This window comes from Micromonospora sonneratiae (assembly GCF_042679305.1).
Lineage (GTDB): Bacteria > Actinomycetota > Actinomycetes > Mycobacteriales > Micromonosporaceae > Micromonospora_H > Micromonospora_H sonneratiae.
Genome location: NZ_JBHTMP010000019.1, coordinates 55,520 through 72,337, shown reverse-complemented (window position 1 = coordinate 72,337; position 16,818 = coordinate 55,520). Strand labels below are relative to the sequence as shown.

The window sequence follows — 16,818 nt, the reverse complement described above, 5'->3', positions numbered from 1 at the left end:
CGCACAGACCGGTAGCCCACCCCCGCAGACCGGTGCCACCGCGCCCGGTCAGCGCTCAGCCGCCGATGCCGAGTCGTTCACACAGGCCCCGCAGCTCGGTCCAGCCGGTGCCCCGGCGGGACCGGCCCAGCAGGTCCCGTACCGCATCGACGATCATCGGCGAGCGCATCCGCTGTGGGCCCAGCCGCTCGGCCGCCAGCAGCATCCGCAGTGCCTCCCGGTCGCTGCCGGTACGCACCAGGGCCCGGCCGGTGTCGGCGTAGAAGGCGAACTGTCGGGAGACCGACCGGACCAGCTGGGGTTGCGTCGTCCGGGCGATGTCGACGGCGTACGCCGGATTCTCGCCGTTTGCCGCCATCGCGATCCGCCAGAAGTTGGTGTTCGTCGGGCCGAACATCAACCGGAGTGCCCCGGACTCGCCGGTGCGATGCGCGATGGCCGTCGCCTCCGCCAGCGGCTCCGCCGCGTCCGCCGTACGTCCCTGGCTGGCCAGGGCGTACGCCAGGGTCAGCAGCAGTTGGCCGTGCATCTCCGGGCCGGCCGGCGCACCCACCCCGGCCCCGAGGTCGGACATCCCCCGCTCGACGAGTTGCCGGGCCCGGGGCGGCAACCCCATGCCCAGCGCGGCATGTGCCCGGGACCAGGCGGCCAGACCCAGCAGGACCGGATCGCCGCAGGCTTCGGCGGCCTGCTGTGCCCGGTCCGCCACGAGACAGGCGGAGCCGGGATGTCCGGCGTAGCGGACCACGAAGGAGGCGGTGTCCAGCACGACGACCAGTGCCCGTAGTGCCGGCTCGCGCTCCGGCCCGAAGGCGGCCCGGTGCAGCCCTCGGATCAGGGCCGGCAGACGGCTTGCGGCGGACACGTACTCGCATCGGGCCCGCAGGTCACGGACCAGGTCCAGCTCACGTCGCAGCCCGGCCAGCGGGTCACACCCGGCCGAACCGTCCGGTCGGCAGTCGAGGTCCGCCTCGATGGTCGCCCGCAGCGTCTCGTAGACGGCACCGCCGGTCTCGGCCCGGTCCCGGGTGACCGGGTCGGTCGGGAGCGCGGTCAGGTCGGCCGCCGGACACCGCAGGGCCTGGGCGATGGCCGCGAGGGTGGACCGGTTGTCGGCGGATATGCGGCCGTGCTCGATCCGGGACCAGGTGGAAGCCGCGATGCCGGCCCGGTCCGCAGCATGCCGGACGCTCCAGCCGGCCAGTTCACGGCGTTCCCGGATGCGCTGGCCGATGGCAGCGTCCACGCTGGTCCTACGAGACATGGCAACCCTCCCGAGATGCCGCAGATTGCCAGGTTAAGACAATGTTGCGGCAATGCAACATCCCAGGGATACCACCGCATTACGTTCTGTCAATCATCGTCGCGATCCGGTCCGGCCACGAGCCGCGACCACCGCACCGATGCCAGGTCGCCCTCCACGGCGCCACCAGCTTCGCCGCCAGCGTCGCCGGCCTGACCAACAGGAGACCGTACGGATCAGACGAGAAGGCGGCGATCACCATGCTCGACGAGCAGCACACCCTGGACCGGTACGAGGCCGCGCAGCAGGTCGTCCGCCTGCACCGCGACCGGGGTCATTGCTGGCAGTGCGACCACGCCGGTTGCTGGTGGCACGACTGGGCCCGCGCCTATCTCGCCGAATACCAGCGCGGGCGGCACGTCATGTCGTGACGTTGACGCTGCCCCACCTCGCGAACGTCCCCCGCTGCCGTCGCCTTCGACGGCAGCGGCAGCGGGGGCTACCCGGGAATGGGTTACGACCCGGGCCCCACCGACCGGCCGGCACGCAACTCCAGTTGACCGCCGACGAACCGGCGGCGGAACGCCCGGTCGTGCGAGACGACCACCAGCGCGCCCGGATAGTCGATCAACGCCTCCTCCAACTCCTCGACCAGGGTGAGCGACAGATGGTTGGTCGGCTCGTCCAGTAGCAGCAGATCCACCTCGCTGACCAGGAGCCGGGCCAGCGCCAGTCGACGCCGCTGGCCGATCGACAGCGCCCCGACCGGCAGTCGCAGGCTGTCCGGAGCGAACAGTCCCAGCGCCAACAGCCGGGCACGGTGCTCCTCGACGTCGCCCGGTCTGCCTTCGGCGAACGCCGCCAGCACCGTCTGCCGGGGACGGTGGACGGGCGACTCCTGGGGCAGGTGACCGATCCGTCCCTGTCGCCGTACCGTCCCGTGGTCGGGCACCAGTTCACCGGCCAGCACCCGCAGCAGGGTGGACTTGCCGGCCCCGTTGGGTCCATGGATCAGCAGCCGCTGACCGCCGACCACCGACAGCGTGTCGACCGCCAGCCGGTCGGCCACCCGTACGTCGGACAACTCGACCAACGGGCCGGTGATGTCGCCGCCGGTGAGGCGGCCGGTGAACCGCAGTGGCTCGGGTGGCACGGGAACCGGTTCCTCGGTCAGCCGACGCAGGCGCTCCTGCGCGTTACGTACCCGGCTGGAGATCGAACTCTGCACCCGCCCCTTGTCCCGGTCGTACGCCGGCTTGTTGCGGTCCTTCATCGGCCGGTCCGGCGCGACCCGGTGCGCGGTGGTGGTGGCGAACTCCGCCAGCCGGCGGATCTCCGCCCGCCAGTCGAGGTACGCCTGTTCCCAGCGTGCCCGGGCGGCGGCCTTCTCGGCCAGGTAGCCGTCGTAGCCGTTGCCGTAGCGGCTCACCGCACCGTCCGCCACCTCGACGATCGCGGTGGCCACCCGGTCCAGCAGCACCCGGTCGTGGGAGACGACCACGACGGTCCCCCGGTGGGCCCGCAACCGCTCCTCCAGCCAGGTCAACGCGGCCCCGTCCAGATGGTTGGTGGGCTCGTCGAGCAGCAGCACCTCCGGGTCGGCCGCCAGCAGACAGGCCAGGGCCAGCCGGGCCTGTTCACCGCCGGAGAGGCTGGCCAGCCGCCGATCCCGGCCGATGTGTGCCAGACCGAGGCCGTGCAGCGCCTTGTCCACCCGCGCGTCGGCCTCGTAGCCGCCGCGCGCCTCGTACGCGCTGAGCAGTTCGCCGTACGCGGACAGCCGCTCGGCGGTGGTCAGGTCGGTCTCCAGTTCGCGGAGCCGACGTTCGAGTTCGCGTAGTTCGACGAGCGCGACGTCGATCGCCTGCCCGACGGTGTGCTCCCCGGGCAGGTCCAGGGTCTGGGCCAGGTGCCCGACCCCACCGTCGGCGGTGACGGTGATCTCGCCGCCGTCCGGGCGCTCGACCCCGGCGATCAACCGGAGCAGGGTGGACTTGCCGGAGCCGTTCTCGCCGACGATGCCGACATGTTCACCGGGCGGTACGGTCAGCGAGATCCGGTCGAGGACGAGTCGTTCCCCGTACGACATGGTGACGTCGCGTAGGGCGAGTTGCATAGCCAAGGATGCCTCCGATCGAGGTGGTGAAACTGGCTGACGTCGACGTTCGACGGGTGCCCCATCGCTACTGCCCTCCCGGTCGGTGGCGCCATAATGCAACCACTGTTGCAATACCTCCTTGAGGATGCCAGCGATTGCCGCCTAATGCAACTGGAGTTGATTTTGACCACACATGGCACCGTACGACCCGGCGGGCGCACCGCCCGGACCCGCGCCGCCGTCCGCGAGGCGACCCTCGCCGAGTTGGTCGCACACGGCTATCAGGGGCTCACCGTGGAGGGCGTTGCGGCCCGCTCCGGCGTACACAAGACCACCCTCTACCGGCGCTGGGGCAACGTCGAAGGACTGATCGCCGACGCACTGGAGTTGGCCAGCGGCGAACCGTGGCCAATCCCCGACACCGGGACCATCGACGGTGACCTGCGCGCCCTGGCCCGCGAAGTGCTGATCGGCTTCACCGACCCGCAGGCCGGTCCGGTGGCCACCGCCTTCGTCGCCGCCGCCGTCCAGAACCCGGCGGCGGGTCGGGCGCTGCACACCTTCTTCCGGGCGCGACACGAGCAGTCGGCCCCGATCGTCGACCGCGCCATCGCCCGAGGTGAACTGCCCGCCGGCACCGACTCGGTCGAGGTCGTCCGGGTCGCCATCGCGCCGCTGTACTTCCGGCTCTTCGTCACCGGCGAGCCGATCGACGAAACCGTCGCCGACCGGGCCGCCACCGCCGCGCTCACCGCCGCCCGAGCCGGCGTCTTCGTGACCTCACCGCCGCCCGAGCCGGCGTCTTCGTGACCCCACCGCCGCCCGAGCCGACGTCTTCGTGCCCCACCCCGCAGCGACGACCGGTAATTCGGTGGTGATCAAACCGGCTCGCCGGGAAAGCTGACCTTCGGGGAGGTCTCGTCGCCGAACGCGGAGGACCCAGTGGGCCACATCGAGGTAAGCGAACTAACCCACCTGCTGCCGGACGGACGCCCGCTGCTCGACGCGGTCTCCTTCCGGATCGGTGAGGGCAGCAAGGCCGCGCTGGTCGGTCCGAACGGCGCCGGCAAGACCACCCTGCTCCGGCTGATCGCCGGTGACCTGCAACCGGCCTCCGGGCACATCCGGCACTCCGGCGGACTGGGCGTGATGCGCCAGTTCATCGGCGGGGTCCGCGACGGGAGTACCATCGCCGACCTGCTGCTCTCGGTCGCCCCGGACCGGATCCGCGCCAGCACCGCCGAGCTGCGCCGCGCCGAGCGGGCCATCGCGGAACGCGACGACGAGCCGAACCAACTGGCGTACGCGCAGGCGCTGACCGAGCACACCGACGCCGGCGGGTACGACATCGAGGTGGTCTGGGACAGCTGCACCACCGAGGCGCTCGGCATCGGCTACGACCAGGCCAGCAGCCGCCCGGTGAACACCCTCTCCGGCGGCGAGCAGAAACGCCTCGCGCTCGAGGCGCTGCTTCGCGGTCCCGACCGGCTGCTCCTGCTCGACGAGCCGGACAACTACCTCGACGTACCCGGCAAGCAGTGGCTCGAGGAGCAACTCCTGGCCAGCCGTAAGACGGTGCTGCTGGTCTCGCACGACCGGCAACTGATCGCCACCGCCGCCGACCGGATCGTCACCGTCGAGTCGCGTACGGTCTGGATCCACGGTGGCGGCTTCTCTACGTACGCCCAGGCCCGCACGGACCGCAACAGCCGGCTCCACGAGTTGCGTCGCCGGTGGGACGAGGAGCACGCCCGGCTCAGGCAACTCGTGCACGTCATGCGCCAGAACGCGACCAGCAGCGACGCGATGGCCCCCGCCTACCGCGCCGCCCAGTCGAGACTGAAGCGGTTCGAGGAGGCTGGACCACCCGAGCGGGCACCGAAGGAGCAGAACGTCCGGATGCGGCTACGCGGTGGCCGTACCGGAAAACGGGCGATCATCTGCACGGACCTGGAGCTGACCGGGTTGATGAAACCCTTCGACACCGAGATCTGGTACGGCGAACGGGTGGCGGTGCTGGGCTCCAACGGCTCCGGCAAGTCCACGTTCCTCAGCCTCCTCGCCGGACTGGCCGGATCCGGGTCGGCCGGGAACGTACCGTCTGCGGTGGCGTACCGGGGCGACGCCCGGCTCGGTGCCCGCGTGGTGCCCGGACACTTCGTCCAGACGCACACCCGGCCGGACCTGCACGGTCGTACCTCGGCTGAGATCGTGATGACCGAGCACGCCTGCACCCGCAACGACGCGATGTCGGCACTGGCCCGGTACGAGCTGGGTCCGGCCGGAAACCAGCCGTTCGAGACGCTCTCCGGCGGCCAGCAGGCACGGTTGCAGATCCTGCTGCTGGAACTTGCCGGGGTGACCCTGCTGCTGCTCGACGAGCCGACCGACAACCTCGACCTGGCCAGCGCGGAGGCACTGCAACAGGGCCTGGCCGCGTTCGAGGGGACGGTGCTGGCAGTGACCCACGACCGCTGGTTCGCCGCCGACTTCGACCGGTTCCTCGTCTTCGGCGCGGATGGTCGGGTGTACGAGAGCCCCGAGCCGGTCTGGGACGAGGGCCGGGTCACCCGGGACCGCTGAACCGGCCGGGTGGTCCTGCTGCCGGCGATGCTGTCTCCGGTACGGTCACACCCCGGCCGGGTAGGTCTCCAGTTCGCCGGGCATGGTCGTCGCCGGCAGCGGCTTCAGTGCGGTGGTCTCGTCACACCAGACGAACGCGTCGTACCGTTCCCCCAACCGGGTCGGCACGTAGTTGCCCCATTGCTCGAACGACGGGTCGTAGACCACCCCGATCGCCCGATGGTCGAGTGTTCCGGTCAACCAGTCCGGACGTTCGGCCGCGTCGAACACCAGCAGGGCCTGCTCGGGCAACGATTCGTGGAACCGGTGTTCCAGGGAACCGGGGCGGGCCGGTGGCACCGCCATGACCTCCAACGGCGCGCCCCAGCGCGACGCGGCGATCACGTTGCCCTGGTAGCAGCCGAACCCGACCAGCACCACGTTGTCGTCGCCGAGCCGCTCCCGGGCGAGCTGACCAATGTTGATCATCCCGTCGTCGGCCATGTCGGTGGCCCGGGCATCGCCGATGTGGGTGTTGTGTGCCCAGACGACCGCCTTCGACTCCGGGCCGTAGTGGTCCAGTAGCCGGTCCAGCGTGTCGGCCATGTGCGTGTCGCGCACGTTCCACGACTGGGGGCCGCCACCGACCATCGCCCGGTAGTAGCGCTCAGCTCGGGCGACCACCTCGGCGTTCTGCCACATCGAAAAGCTGTCCGGCCCGTCGGCCGCCGCATGTTCCCGCATCCGGGCCAGCAGCCGGACCACCTCCTCCTCACACCGCGCCGAGACGAACCGGCTGGCCACGCCGTACTCCTCGATCCGTCGGCCGTACGGCTCGAAGCAGCGGTACGCCTCCTGCGCGGCCTCCAGCGTGGCCGGCTCCTCCTCACCCAGGTAGTCGAAGATCGCCTGCATCGACTCCCACAGGCTGTAGACGTCGAGCCCGTGGAAGCCGGCCCGCCCGGACTCCGGTCGGTCCAGGTTCCAGGTCCGTAGCCACATGCAGAACTGGGCGACCTCGCCGTTGGCCCACATCCAGGTCGGCCACCGCTCGAACCGTTCCAGCGCCGCCAGCGGGTCCACGATGCCGCCCGGCATGGCGGTCACCGACCGGTGTACCCGGTCGCAGTCCGGCCAGTCCCCCTCGACCGCGACGAAGGAGAAGCCCTGCTCGGCGATGAGCCGTCGGGTCAGCTGCTCGCGCAGCCGGTAGTAGTCGTGCGTACCGTGGCTGGCCTCGCCCAACATGACCACCCGCGCCGAACCGATACGCTCGAGCAACGGGTCGAAGTCGCCCGGTCCCCCGAGCTGGTGAACCAACATGTCCGGGGCTACCCGGCCGGCTCGGGGACAAACGCCACCGACATACGGCCGGGCGGGCCGTCCGCGTTCGCAGTGCCGGGACGGCGGGCAGGGCCGGGACGGGTCTCAGGCCGGGCCGGGCCAGGTCTCAGGCCGGGCCGGGCCAGGTCTCAGGCCGGGCCGGGCCAGGTCTCAGGCCGGGCCGGGACGGCGGGCAACGTTGCGGTGTGCCGGCGCCGCTACCGGGTAGACCGGTCGCATGACGGTCAACGCGTTGCAGGTGCAGGAGTACATCGTCGGCCTGGACTATCCGCTCTCCAAGGAGGATCTGGTCCGTCGGGCGCAGGAGACCGGTGCCGGTACGGCGATCATCCAGCTCCTGCGTTCCCTGCCGGCCGACCAGTTCGACTCCCCGGCAGAGGTCGGCTCGGCCCTGAGCGAAGTAGCCTGACGGCCCGGTCCGCCGGGAGTACACGTCGGATCCGTACCGGTTACTTCCGTTCCGTCATCGCAATCGACTGGTCCGGTAGCCGCCGAACCCGAGGCGGTACTAACGTGGCCGGATGTCCGTCATCCGCCATCGCCCCTGTCTGACCGAGGGAGCACCACGATGACCGCCGATGCCGCCGAGGCGGCGGAGGTGTTCCGGTCGCTGCACCGGCCCGGTGAGCCACTACTGCTGCCCAATGCCTGGGACTACGCGTCAGCCGCAGCCCTGGTCGAGGCCGGATTCGCCGCCATCGGCACCACCAGCCTCGGCGTCGCCGCCGCACATGGCCTGACCGACGGGCAGGGCACGGCCCGGGCGGAGACAGTGGCACTCACCCACCGACTCAGCCGGCTGCCCACCCTGCTCACCGTCGACATCGAGGGCGGTTTCAGCGACGATCCGGACGAGGTGGCCCAACTGGCGTACGAGGTGGCGGCGGCCGGCGCGGTCGGAGTCAACCTGGAGGACGGCCGACCCGACGGCAGTCTCGGCCCGCTCGACCGGCAACAGGAACTGATCCGGGCGATCCGGTCACGGGTGCCGGGGCTGTTCGTCAACGCCCGTACCGACACACACTGGCTGGCCGGGCCGGATGGTCCGTCGGTCAGCGAAACCATCACCCGGATCCAGGCGTACGTCGAGGCGGGTGCGCAGGGCGTGTTCGTACCCGGCCTGGCCGACGACGGGAGCATCCGTACCGTGGTGTCCAACGTGGACGCCCCGCTCAACGTCCTGTTCCTGCCGGCCCGACACGACGTACGACGGCTCGCCGACCTCGGCGTCGCCCGGATCAGCTACGGTTCGCTGCTGTTCCGTGCCGCCCTCCACACCACGGTCACCACCGCACTCGCCGTCGCGAAGGGTGAGCCGGTGCCCGGCGACATCCCCAGCTACGCGGAGGCCAACTCGTTGACCATCCGCTACTGACCGGCCCGGCCAGCCACCGGGCGACTCAACTCGCTCCCTCCAGCTCCCGGGCGAGTCCCCGCAGGGTCCTGGTCGCGGCCCGCAACTCGTCGAGGGTCACCCGGTCGGCCAGCCGGTTCGCCCACTCGGCCTGACGCTGCTCCACGTAGTCCAGCGCTGCCCTGCCCCGGGCGGTCAGGGTGATCAGCTTCGCCCGCCGATGGCGTGGGTTGTCCTCGAAGGTGATCAGGCCGTCCCGGGCGAGGGCGTCGGCGGTCTGCTGGACACTCTGTCGGGTCAGTCCCATCACCCGGGCCACCTCCGACACCGTGCTCGGTTCGTGGTCGATCACGCCGAGCACCTGCCATCGGGCACTGGTCAGCCCGACCGGTCGGGCCAGGTCGTCACCGGCCGCCAACAGCAGACCGTTCGCGCGGAACACCTCGATGACCAGCTCGGACAGGGCCGAGCCGGACGGGGTGAGCTGAGCCATGCGGGCCTCCTGCCGCGTCACGGGCACCGGTCGGGACACCCTGGTCGAAACACGCTGGCCGAATCCCGATCAACCGCTCGTGGCGCTGTTCAGGTACGCCAGTACCGCTAACACCCGACGATTGTCGTCATCGGACGGTGCCAGGTCGAGTTTGCCGAAGATGCTGGCGGTGTGTTTGCTCACCGCGCTCTCGCTCAGGAACAGTCGCTGGGCGATGGCGTTGTTGGACCGCCCCTCGGCCATCAGCTCCAGCACCTCACGTTCCCGTGGGGTCAGTCTGCCGATCGGCTCGTCCCGCGCGGTCCGGACCAGCAGTTTCGCAACCACGTCCGGGTCCATCGCGGTGCCACCGGCCGCGACCCGGCGTACCGCGTCGAGGAACTGGTCGGCATTGAACACCCGGTCCTTGAGCAGGTAACCGATCCCACCCGAGCCGTCGGCCAGTAGTTCCCGGGCATAGAGCTGCTCGACGTGCTGGGACAGCACCAACACCGGCAGGCCGGGAACCGCCCGCCGGGCCGCCAACGCCGCCTGCAGCCCCTCGTCGGTCTGGGTCGGCGGCAGCCGTACGTCCACCACCGCGACGTCCGGGCGTAGCTCGACCAGGGCCCGCAGCAGCTCCGGGCCGGTCTCCACCGCGGCGACGATCTCGAACCCGTGTACGGAGAGCAGTCGGACCAAACCCTCCCTCAGGAGATAGAGGTCTTCGGCGACGACAACACGCACGGCAACTCCAGACTGACCGCCGTCGGTCCACCCGGCGGGCTGCTCACCGCGACGACGCCATCGAATGTACCCAGACGACGACCAACCCCCCGCAACCCGCTACCGGCGGTCGGATCGGCCCCGCCCCGACCGTCGTCGGTCACCACGGCCCGCAGCCGGCCGTCGGCGTACCGCAGGTCGACGGTGACCCGACTCGCCTTCGCGTGTTTCACCGCGTTGGTCAGCAGCTCGCTGACCGCGAAGTAGGCGGCCGACTCGATCGGCTCCGCCAGCCGGCCGGGCAGTTCGACGGTCACCTCGGTCGGCACCGGCAGGTCCAGCGCCAGCGCCCGGATCGCGTCGCCGAGCCCGCGCTCGGCCAGCACCGGCGGGTGGATGCCACGGACCAGGTCGCGCAGTTCGGCCAGGGCCTTCGCCGAGGTCTCCCGAGCCTCGGTGAGCAGTGCCCGCGCGGCGGCCGGATCCTGATCCATCAACTGCTCCACGGCACCCAGGGTCAGCCCCACGGCCACCAGCCGGGCCTGTGCCCCGTCGTGCAGGTCCCGTTCGATCCGGCGCAGCTCGACGGCCTGGGCCTCGGTCGCGTCGGCCCGGGTCTCGGTGAGCCGCTGTACCCGCAGGGCGAGTTGGGCCCGCCTGGTCGGGGCCAGCAGCAGCCTGGTCCAGCGGTGGTGCAGCCGCAGCATGGTCGGCGCGACCAGCACGCCCAGCAGAGCCAGTGCGATGCCGAGCGGGATCGCCAGCCCGGCCACCACGGTCGGGCCGTGCCCGGACAGCGCCGTCGGACCGAGCCCGGCGGAGGTCGAGAAGAGCCAACTCTGCGCTGCCGCGTCCACCCCGACCAGCCGCAGGATCCCGGGTACCGTCAGGCTGATCAGGCCGTACCAGATCAGCCCGAGGGGCAGCAGCAGCACCGCGCCGCCGACCAACGGGTCGGTCACCAGCCACAGTACGTCCCGCCAGGTGGCCGGGTCCCGGCTCAGCCACTTCAGCCGCTGGTTGTACGCCGCCCACCGCGCCGTCTCGTAGAGGTTGGCGTCGACCTCGTAGAGCCCGTCCGGCCGCGGTGCGGGCAGTTCCGGCTGGGGCCGGTACGGCGTCTCCACAACCACCCCGGACCACTTTCCCAGCAGTTCGCGGCGGTATCCAGCCAGCCAGCGGGTCAGCTCGATGGTCGGTGGGAGGAAGTAGACCTGACCGACGCCGAAGCCGAGCACCATCACCAACACGGTCAGTACGGCCAGCAGCACGCCGAGCAGGGCCAACGCGAGCAGGTAGAGCAGGCGCACCAGGACGAGCAGATGGCGACCGATCCACGCCTTCCGGCACTCGGACCGGGGCGTCGAGACGGTCGGTCGCAGCAACAACGCGGTCCACCGGGCGTGCACCGCCACCAGCACCGGAGCAATCGCCACCCCGACCAGCGCACCGACCAGTCCGGCCGGCACCGCCCACCAGTACACGCCGGCCCGGGTGGCCGCGAATCCGAGACCGCCGACGACCAGTCCCGCCGGCAGCGCCCCGAGCACCCCGCCCACCGCCGTGTTGAGCGCCATCCAGGTCAGGTCGCGGTAGGTGGCGTTGTCTCCGAGCAGCCAGTCCATACGCGCCGAGAACGCCGGGAACCGGGGCGACCGGTAGAGCTTGTTGAGGTGTCGGTACCGCCCGTCCGGTTCCGGTTGTGGGGGCGCCGGCCGGGGCCGGTACGGGTCGGCGATCACTAGCCCCGACCAGCGGTACGCCAGTCGGCGGGCCAGGTTGGGTATGTGCCGCCCCAGCTCGACCGGTCGGGGCAGCAGGAAGATCAGTCCCAACCCGAACCCGGGCGTGAAGACGGCCAGGTGCGCCACGAACCCGAGCGCCCCGGCCAGCGCCACCCCGGCCAGGGCCAGGCCACGTACGACGGCGATCAGGTGGCGCCGTACCCAGGTGCTCGTCATGTCGCAAGCATGCCCGCCCACCTCCCCGTACGGCATTGGCGCCGGGGCCCGAGTGGGGGTGTGGCTAGCTACACCCCCACTCCGTTGGTGCTCTCCCCCGCTCGGCACCCCTGCGGTTGCCGACGGAACACCGGTCGCCCTATCGCCGCAGCAGCCGGAACAGGGCCAGCCACTGCTCCGGCCAGACGTGACCGACCGGGGTGGTGGTGTCCAGTCGGCCGGCCCGGAACGCGGCGTCCAGCCGCCGCTGCGGATGACGTCGACGCAGCGACGCGTACAGTGAACCGCCCACCCCGCCGAAGCCGAGTTCGACCATCGCCCGGTAGTCCGGCAGATCGTCGTTCGGTAGCAGCGGAACCGGTCGGCGTTCCAACCGCAGGATGCCCGCATCCACCCGGGGCACCGGCCGGAATGCGCCACGCGGTATCCGGCCGGCCAGCCGCCAGTGGAAGTTCGGCCAGGTCAGCACGGTCAGTTGGCTCCACCGACCGAAGTCGCCGGTACGTTTGCGGGCGTACTCCAGTTGGGTGAGCAGGGTCGCCGAGGTCATCCGGGGCGCCCGTAGACACCAGTCGACGACCCGGGCGGTCAGCGCCCACGGGATGTTCCCGGCCACGGCGAACGGCTCCTGCGGCACCCGGGCGGTGAGGAAGTCGGCGTGCCGGCAGGTGACGTTGGGCAGCTGCGCACAGGCAGCCGTCAGCTCCGTCACCAGTTGCGGGTCGACCTCGTACGCCAGCACCCACCCGCTGCGGACGGCGAGTGCCCGGGTGAGTTGTCCGCGCCCGGCACCCACCTCCAGGACCAGGTCCTCCGGACCGGTCCGAGCGGCGCGGGCGAACCGGTCCACGGCCGAGGGATCGGTGAGAAAGTTCTGGGACAGTACGCGACGGGACCGGTCGCGTTCGGTTTTCCTACCTGCCTGGCGGTGTGCCACAGCCGACGTCCTGTCTGCCACCCGGACGGGGGCCGGGATGGCGGTACGGACAGGCAGCACGAATCGGGCCTGTCCGAGCGGATCTGGACTCGGAGGGCCCTGGGCGTACGCGTCAGACGCGGCGCACGACGAAAACGATCAACTGATGATGCGGAATCAGCGAATGACGGATCAGCAGATGAGAGTGATCAACTAGCGAGCGCGTCCTGGCCGACCAGGGCCGAACGCCGGACTCGCGGGCGGTAGATCGCGAGCATGCCCGGGGGAGCCGGCGTCGCAACCGCGTTGATCAATGTGATCGCTGCACACATGGCCGCCAGGCTAGCCGCAGGCTGGTCGGGCGACAACCGATTTGCCGGTAGCGGCGCGGACGCGACCCGAAGGATGCGCAACTGCGGACCGATCCGGCACGTGGCCGTCTGGAGTTCACCCGGAAGAGGCATCCATCGTCCCAGCGCACTACTGCCATACATCCATGGAATGACATCTCCGGGCTGATGTCGGGCCCGTCACGGTCTGCCTAGTTTGTTGCTCATGAGAGGTGAAGAAAGCATCCATGTCGTACGGCCACCCGGCGAACCCCGGACGCACCTCACCCGTACCGGCCCCGCCACGATCACCGTCGCCGGTCTGCTGGCCGCTGGTCTCGTCGCCACCGGTCTCGTCGCCGGCAGCGCGCCGGCCCACGCGGAGTCGACCGGTTCGACCGGCGGATACTCAGCCGAGATCCGCCGCACGTCCTACGGCGTACCGCACATCACCGCCAGGGACCATGCCAGCCTCGGCTTCGGGGCCGGCTACGTCCAGGCCGAGGACAACATCTGCACGATCGCCGAGAAGGTCGTCACCGTCGACGCCAACCGGTCCCGGTTCTTCGGCGCAAGTGACGCCAACGTCGCCAGCGACCTGTTCTTCCAGAAGGCGAAGGACGACCGAATCGCCGAACAACTGCTCGCCGGCCCACCCAACGGGGTGGCCGCACCGTCACAGGCCGCCCGCGACCTCGTCCGCGGCTTCGCCGCCGGCTACAACAACTATCTGCGCAGGACCGGGGCGGCGAAGCTGACCGATCCGCAGTGCCGCGACAAGCCCTGGGTACGGCAGATCAGCGCGCTCGACCTCTGGCGTACCAGCTGGGCGAACATGATCCGGTCCGGCACCCTGGAGTTGCTCCGCCCCCTCGTCGACACGGCACCGCCGGCACCGGGGGCCAGCAGCGGTGCTGCCGCAGGCGCCGGCGGGTCGGACACGAACGTCCACGGCTCGACTGGTGAAGCCGACGGCTCCGACGGCGCGCCTGACGGCTCGGAAGGCAGCACCGGCGGGCTGGGCAGCAACGCCTACGGGCTGGGCCGTGCGGCGACGGCCAGCGGTGGCGGGATGCTGCTGGCCAACCCGCACTTCCCCTGGGACGGACCCGACCGGTTCTACCGGATCCACCTGAGGATCCCGGGCGTCTACGACGTCGAAGGCGCGTCGCTGCTCGGCGATCCGGTCGTCCAGATCGGACACAACGCGACCCTGGGTTGGAGTCACACCGTCTCGACCGCCCGACGGTACGTGTGGCACGAACTCGAACTGGTACCCGGTGACCCGACGTCGTACCTGGTCGACGGGCGGCCGGAGCGGATGACCAGGCGCACCGTGACAGTCCAGGTGCCGACGTCGACCGGCGGTACGGAGCCCGTGACCCGGACCTTCTACGACACCCGCTACGGCCCGGTCGTCGCCACCCGCGACCTTCCGTGGACGACCGGCACCGCGTACGCGGTCACCGACGTCAACGCCCGCAACGCCCGGGCGCTGGACGGCTGGTTGCAGCTCGGTCGGGCCAGGACGGTCCGGGCGGCGAGGGCGGTCCTCGACCGGTACCAGTTCCTGCCCTGGGTCAACATCGTCGCGGCCGACTCGGCCGGTGAGGCGCTGTACGGGGACCACTCGGTCGTCCCCCGGGTCACCGACGCACTCGCCGCCGCCTGTATCCCGCAGAGGTTCAAGGCCCGGTACGCGGACACCGGCGTGGCAGTCCTCGACGGATCGACGTCGGCCTGTGGACTGGGAGCCGACCCCGACGCCGCAGCGCCCGGAATCCTCGGCCCGGCGCGCCTGCCGGTACTGATCCGCACCGACTACGTGACCAACTCCAACAACAGTCACTGGCTGGCCAATCCGGAGCAGCCGTTGACCGGTTACCCACGGATCATCGGTGACGAGCAGACGGAACGCGGCCTGCGTACCCGGCTCGGGGTACTCCAGGTGCAGCAGCGACTCGCCGGCACCGACGGCCTGCCGGGCACGAAGTTCACCGCCGAGAACCTGTGGCAGGTCCAGTTCGGCAACCGGGTCTACGGCGGCGAACTGGTCCGCGACGACCTGGTCAGGCTGTGTACGGCGAACCCGAGCGCGAAGGCGTCGAACGGTGCCACCGTCGACCTCACCACCGCCTGCGCCGCCCTGCGCGGCTGGGACCTGCGCGCCAACCTGGACAGCCGGGGTGCCCACCTGTTCAACGAGTTCAATCGCTCGCGCGGCCTGCTGTTCCAGGACCCGTTCGTGGTGACCGATCCGGTCAACACGCCCCGGGTCCTCGCCGCCGACCCGAGGGTCCTGACCGCCCTGGCCGACGCGGTGCAGCGGCTGGCCGGCGTTGCGCTCGACGCGCCACTCGGCGTCGTACAGACCGAGCCCCGGGGCGCTGACCGGATCCCGATCCACGGCGGCCCGGGCGGCTCCGGGATCTTCAACGCGATCAACAGCGGGTTCACGCCCGGGGTCGGCTACCCGAAGGTCACCCACGGCACGTCGTTCGTCATGGCCGTCGAGTTCGGCCGGAACGGTCCGTCGGGACGGCAGATCCTCACCTACTCGCAGTCGGCCAACCCGAACTCGCCGTACTACGCCGACCAGACCCGGCTGTATTCGCAGAAGGGCTGGGACACCATCAAGTACACCGACGCCCAGATCTCGGCCGATCCGAACCTGCGTACCTACCGGGTCCGGGAGAGCCGGCACGACTGTCTGAAGGGCGGCTGGCGGCAGTTCACGCAGCCGGCATTCCCGTCCCAGGGCGCGTGCATCGCGTACCTGGGCCGCAGGTAGCCCTCCGCCAGGTCCATCGCCAGTTCCGGTCGTCCGGTCGCGCCCCAGCGCGGCCGGGCGACCCTAACCGGGCAGCGTCACGGTACGGCCCTGGTTCCGGGCGGTCTCGGCCGCGTCGAGGACCGCCACCACATCCCGGCCGAACCGGACGTCACACTGCTGGTCCCGTACCCCCGAACCGACCTCCGCCAGCAACTGGTCGATTGCCGCCATCAGCGCTTCCACCGAGGTGGTCTCCCCCTGGGGTACGCTCGCGATCCCGTTCTCGCCATGGAACACGAGTTCGTAGCCGGCGGCGGCGGGCGGGGCGTCCAGCGTCAGCGAAACGGTGCTCGTCGCCTCTGCCCCGTGCTTCAGCAGCAGATGAGCGGTGTGCCGTGGCCCGTCCAGGGCAGCGACCTCCGTCACCGGGCCGAGTACCGGCAGGATGATCGACAGAGCGTGCGGCCCCAGGTCCCACAGACCGCCCCGGTCCCGCCGCCAGGCCGACCCGCTGTACGGGTTACCCGGCTGGAAGATCGACGCGAAGCTGGTCGCCCGGGCACCCTGCCAGCCCCCGACCGCCGCCGTGTCAGCGACGAAGCGGGCGATGTTCGGGCGGAACCGGTTGGTGAAGAACACCACCGAGGCCACTCCGGACCGCTCGGCAGCCGCCACCAGCCGGTCCGCGTCCGACACGGTCAGCGCCAACGGCTTGTCCAGCAGCAGGTGCCGTCCCGCCGTCGCCGCCCGTACGGCGATCTCGGCCTGCACGTCGGGCGGCAGCGCCACGGCCACCGCGTCGACCTGTTCGATCAGTGCGTCGACGTCGTCGAAGGCGGGAATGCCGTACCGCTGGCCCAGCACTGCGGCCTTGACCGGATCCCGCCCCCACACGCCGACGAGTTTTGCTCCCGGATGCGCCTCCAGCGCCGCAGCATGCGTCTGCGCCGCCCAGTGCCCCGTCCCGAACAACCCGAACCTCAGCAAGGAAGGGCCCCTTTTTATCGTCTTCTGCCGTGGAAGGTCCCTTCCTAACACAC

At 70.8% G+C, this 16,818-nt stretch carries 14 protein-coding genes; 6 read left to right on the top strand and 8 right to left on the bottom strand.

What is annotated here, in order from left to right; all coding sequences use genetic code 11:
* Positions 1-55 precede the first annotated feature (55 nt).
* Positions 56-1,264: a helix-turn-helix domain-containing protein gene (locus ACFQ4H_RS14645; protein ID WP_377571176.1), complete on the bottom strand. Its 1,209-nt coding sequence runs from the start codon at positions 1,262-1,264 to the stop codon at positions 56-58.
* 41 nt (positions 1,265-1,305) lie between these two features.
* On the opposite strand from ACFQ4H_RS14645, the gene ACFQ4H_RS14640 reads away from it, so the two are divergent.
* Positions 1,306-1,674 (top strand): hypothetical protein, encoded by a 369-nt coding sequence (locus ACFQ4H_RS14640; protein ID WP_377571173.1) that lies wholly within the window; start codon positions 1,306-1,308, stop codon positions 1,672-1,674.
* An 83-nt stretch (positions 1,675-1,757) separates the two neighbouring features.
* Here ACFQ4H_RS14640 and abc-f read toward each other — a convergent pair whose 3' ends face one another.
* Positions 1,758-3,359 (bottom strand): ribosomal protection-like ABC-F family protein, encoded by a 1,602-nt coding sequence (abc-f, locus tag ACFQ4H_RS14635; RefSeq protein ID WP_377571255.1) that lies wholly within the window; start codon positions 3,357-3,359, stop codon positions 1,758-1,760.
* Positions 3,360-3,524: 165 nt separating this feature from the next.
* Between abc-f and ACFQ4H_RS14630 the strand changes: the two genes are divergently transcribed.
* Both ACFQ4H_RS14630 and ACFQ4H_RS14625 read left to right on the top strand, forming a co-directional pair.
* Positions 3,525-4,151, top strand: a complete 627-nt coding sequence (locus ACFQ4H_RS14630; RefSeq protein ID WP_377571170.1) for a TetR/AcrR family transcriptional regulator — start codon at positions 3,525-3,527, stop codon at positions 4,149-4,151.
* Positions 4,152-4,283: 132 nt separating this feature from the next.
* Entirely contained in the window at positions 4,284-5,924 is a 1,641-nt protein-coding gene (locus ACFQ4H_RS14625; protein WP_377571167.1) for an ABC-F family ATP-binding cassette domain-containing protein, read from the top strand.
* Positions 5,925-5,969: 45 nt separating this feature from the next.
* On the opposite strand, the gene ACFQ4H_RS14620 is transcribed toward ACFQ4H_RS14625, so the two are convergent.
* A complete protein-coding gene (locus ACFQ4H_RS14620) occupies positions 5,970-7,226 on the bottom strand; it encodes an erythromycin esterase family protein (protein ID WP_377571164.1) in 1,257 nt (418 codons plus the stop codon).
* A gap of 238 nt (positions 7,227-7,464) precedes the next feature.
* Here ACFQ4H_RS14620 and ACFQ4H_RS14615 point away from each other — a divergent pair, with 238 nt between their 5' ends.
* Both ACFQ4H_RS14615 and ACFQ4H_RS14610 read left to right on the top strand, forming a co-directional pair.
* Positions 7,465-7,656: a DUF2795 domain-containing protein gene (locus ACFQ4H_RS14615; protein WP_377571161.1), complete on the top strand. Its 192-nt coding sequence runs from the start codon at positions 7,465-7,467 to the stop codon at positions 7,654-7,656.
* A gap of 159 nt (positions 7,657-7,815) precedes the next feature.
* Complete coding sequence (locus tag ACFQ4H_RS14610) at positions 7,816-8,622, top strand: isocitrate lyase/PEP mutase family protein (protein ID WP_377571159.1); 807 nt, start codon at positions 7,816-7,818, stop codon at positions 8,620-8,622.
* Positions 8,623-8,647: 25 nt separating this feature from the next.
* Here the strand turns inward: ACFQ4H_RS14610 and ACFQ4H_RS14605 are convergent, their stop codons facing one another.
* The 4 genes from ACFQ4H_RS14605 to erm all read right to left on the bottom strand — a co-directional run bounded on the left by ACFQ4H_RS14605 (position 8,648) and on the right by erm (position 12,697).
* Entirely contained in the window at positions 8,648-9,094 is a 447-nt protein-coding gene (locus ACFQ4H_RS14605) for a MarR family winged helix-turn-helix transcriptional regulator (protein ID WP_377571158.1), read from the bottom strand.
* Between the two features lie 69 nt (positions 9,095-9,163).
* Positions 9,164-9,820: a LuxR C-terminal-related transcriptional regulator gene (locus tag ACFQ4H_RS14600; protein WP_377571155.1), complete on the bottom strand. Its 657-nt coding sequence runs from the start codon at positions 9,818-9,820 to the stop codon at positions 9,164-9,166.
* Complete coding sequence (locus tag ACFQ4H_RS14595; RefSeq protein ID WP_377571153.1) at positions 9,784-11,760, bottom strand: sensor histidine kinase; 1,977 nt, start codon at positions 11,758-11,760, stop codon at positions 9,784-9,786. The genes ACFQ4H_RS14600 and ACFQ4H_RS14595 overlap by 37 nt, the downstream gene beginning before the upstream one ends.
* Before the next feature lie 139 nt (positions 11,761-11,899).
* On the bottom strand, positions 11,900-12,697 hold the full coding sequence (gene erm, locus ACFQ4H_RS14590; RefSeq protein ID WP_377571151.1) for an ErmE/ErmH/ErmO/ErmR family 23S rRNA (adenine(2058)-N(6))-methyltransferase: 798 nt from the start codon (positions 12,695-12,697) through the stop codon (positions 11,900-11,902).
* A gap of 534 nt (positions 12,698-13,231) precedes the next feature.
* Between erm and ACFQ4H_RS14585 the strand changes: the two genes are divergently transcribed.
* On the top strand, positions 13,232-15,796 hold the full coding sequence (locus tag ACFQ4H_RS14585; RefSeq protein WP_377571149.1) for an acylase: 2,565 nt from the start codon (positions 13,232-13,234) through the stop codon (positions 15,794-15,796).
* A 63-nt stretch (positions 15,797-15,859) separates the two neighbouring features.
* Here ACFQ4H_RS14585 and ACFQ4H_RS14580 read toward each other — a convergent pair whose 3' ends face one another.
* Positions 15,860-16,765, bottom strand: coding sequence for a Gfo/Idh/MocA family protein (locus ACFQ4H_RS14580; protein WP_377571146.1), 906 nt, complete (start codon positions 16,763-16,765; stop codon positions 15,860-15,862).
* Between the last annotated feature and the right edge of the window lie 53 nt (positions 16,766-16,818).

Excerpts from the sequence above, each read along its gene's own strand:
- ACFQ4H_RS14645 (WP_377571176.1), bottom strand. The coding sequence starts at position 1,264 with ATGTCTCGTAGGACCAGCGTGGACGCTGCCATCGGCCAGCGCATCCGG.
- ACFQ4H_RS14640 (WP_377571173.1), top strand. The coding sequence starts at position 1,306 with ATGTTGCGGCAATGCAACATCCCAGGGATACCACCGCATTACGTTCTG.
- abc-f (WP_377571255.1), bottom strand. The coding sequence starts at position 3,359 with ATGCAACTCGCCCTACGCGACGTCACCATGTCGTACGGGGAACGACTC.
- ACFQ4H_RS14620 (WP_377571164.1), bottom strand. The coding sequence starts at position 7,226 with ATGTTGGTTCACCAGCTCGGGGGACCGGGCGACTTCGACCCGTTGCTC.
- ACFQ4H_RS14615 (WP_377571161.1), top strand. The coding sequence starts at position 7,465 with ATGACGGTCAACGCGTTGCAGGTGCAGGAGTACATCGTCGGCCTGGAC.
- ACFQ4H_RS14610 (WP_377571159.1), top strand. The coding sequence starts at position 7,816 with ATGACCGCCGATGCCGCCGAGGCGGCGGAGGTGTTCCGGTCGCTGCAC.
- ACFQ4H_RS14605 (WP_377571158.1), bottom strand. The coding sequence starts at position 9,094 with ATGGCTCAGCTCACCCCGTCCGGCTCGGCCCTGTCCGAGCTGGTCATC.
- ACFQ4H_RS14595 (WP_377571153.1), bottom strand. The coding sequence starts at position 11,760 with ATGACGAGCACCTGGGTACGGCGCCACCTGATCGCCGTCGTACGTGGC.
- ACFQ4H_RS14585 (WP_377571149.1), top strand. The coding sequence starts at position 13,232 with ATGAGAGGTGAAGAAAGCATCCATGTCGTACGGCCACCCGGCGAACCC.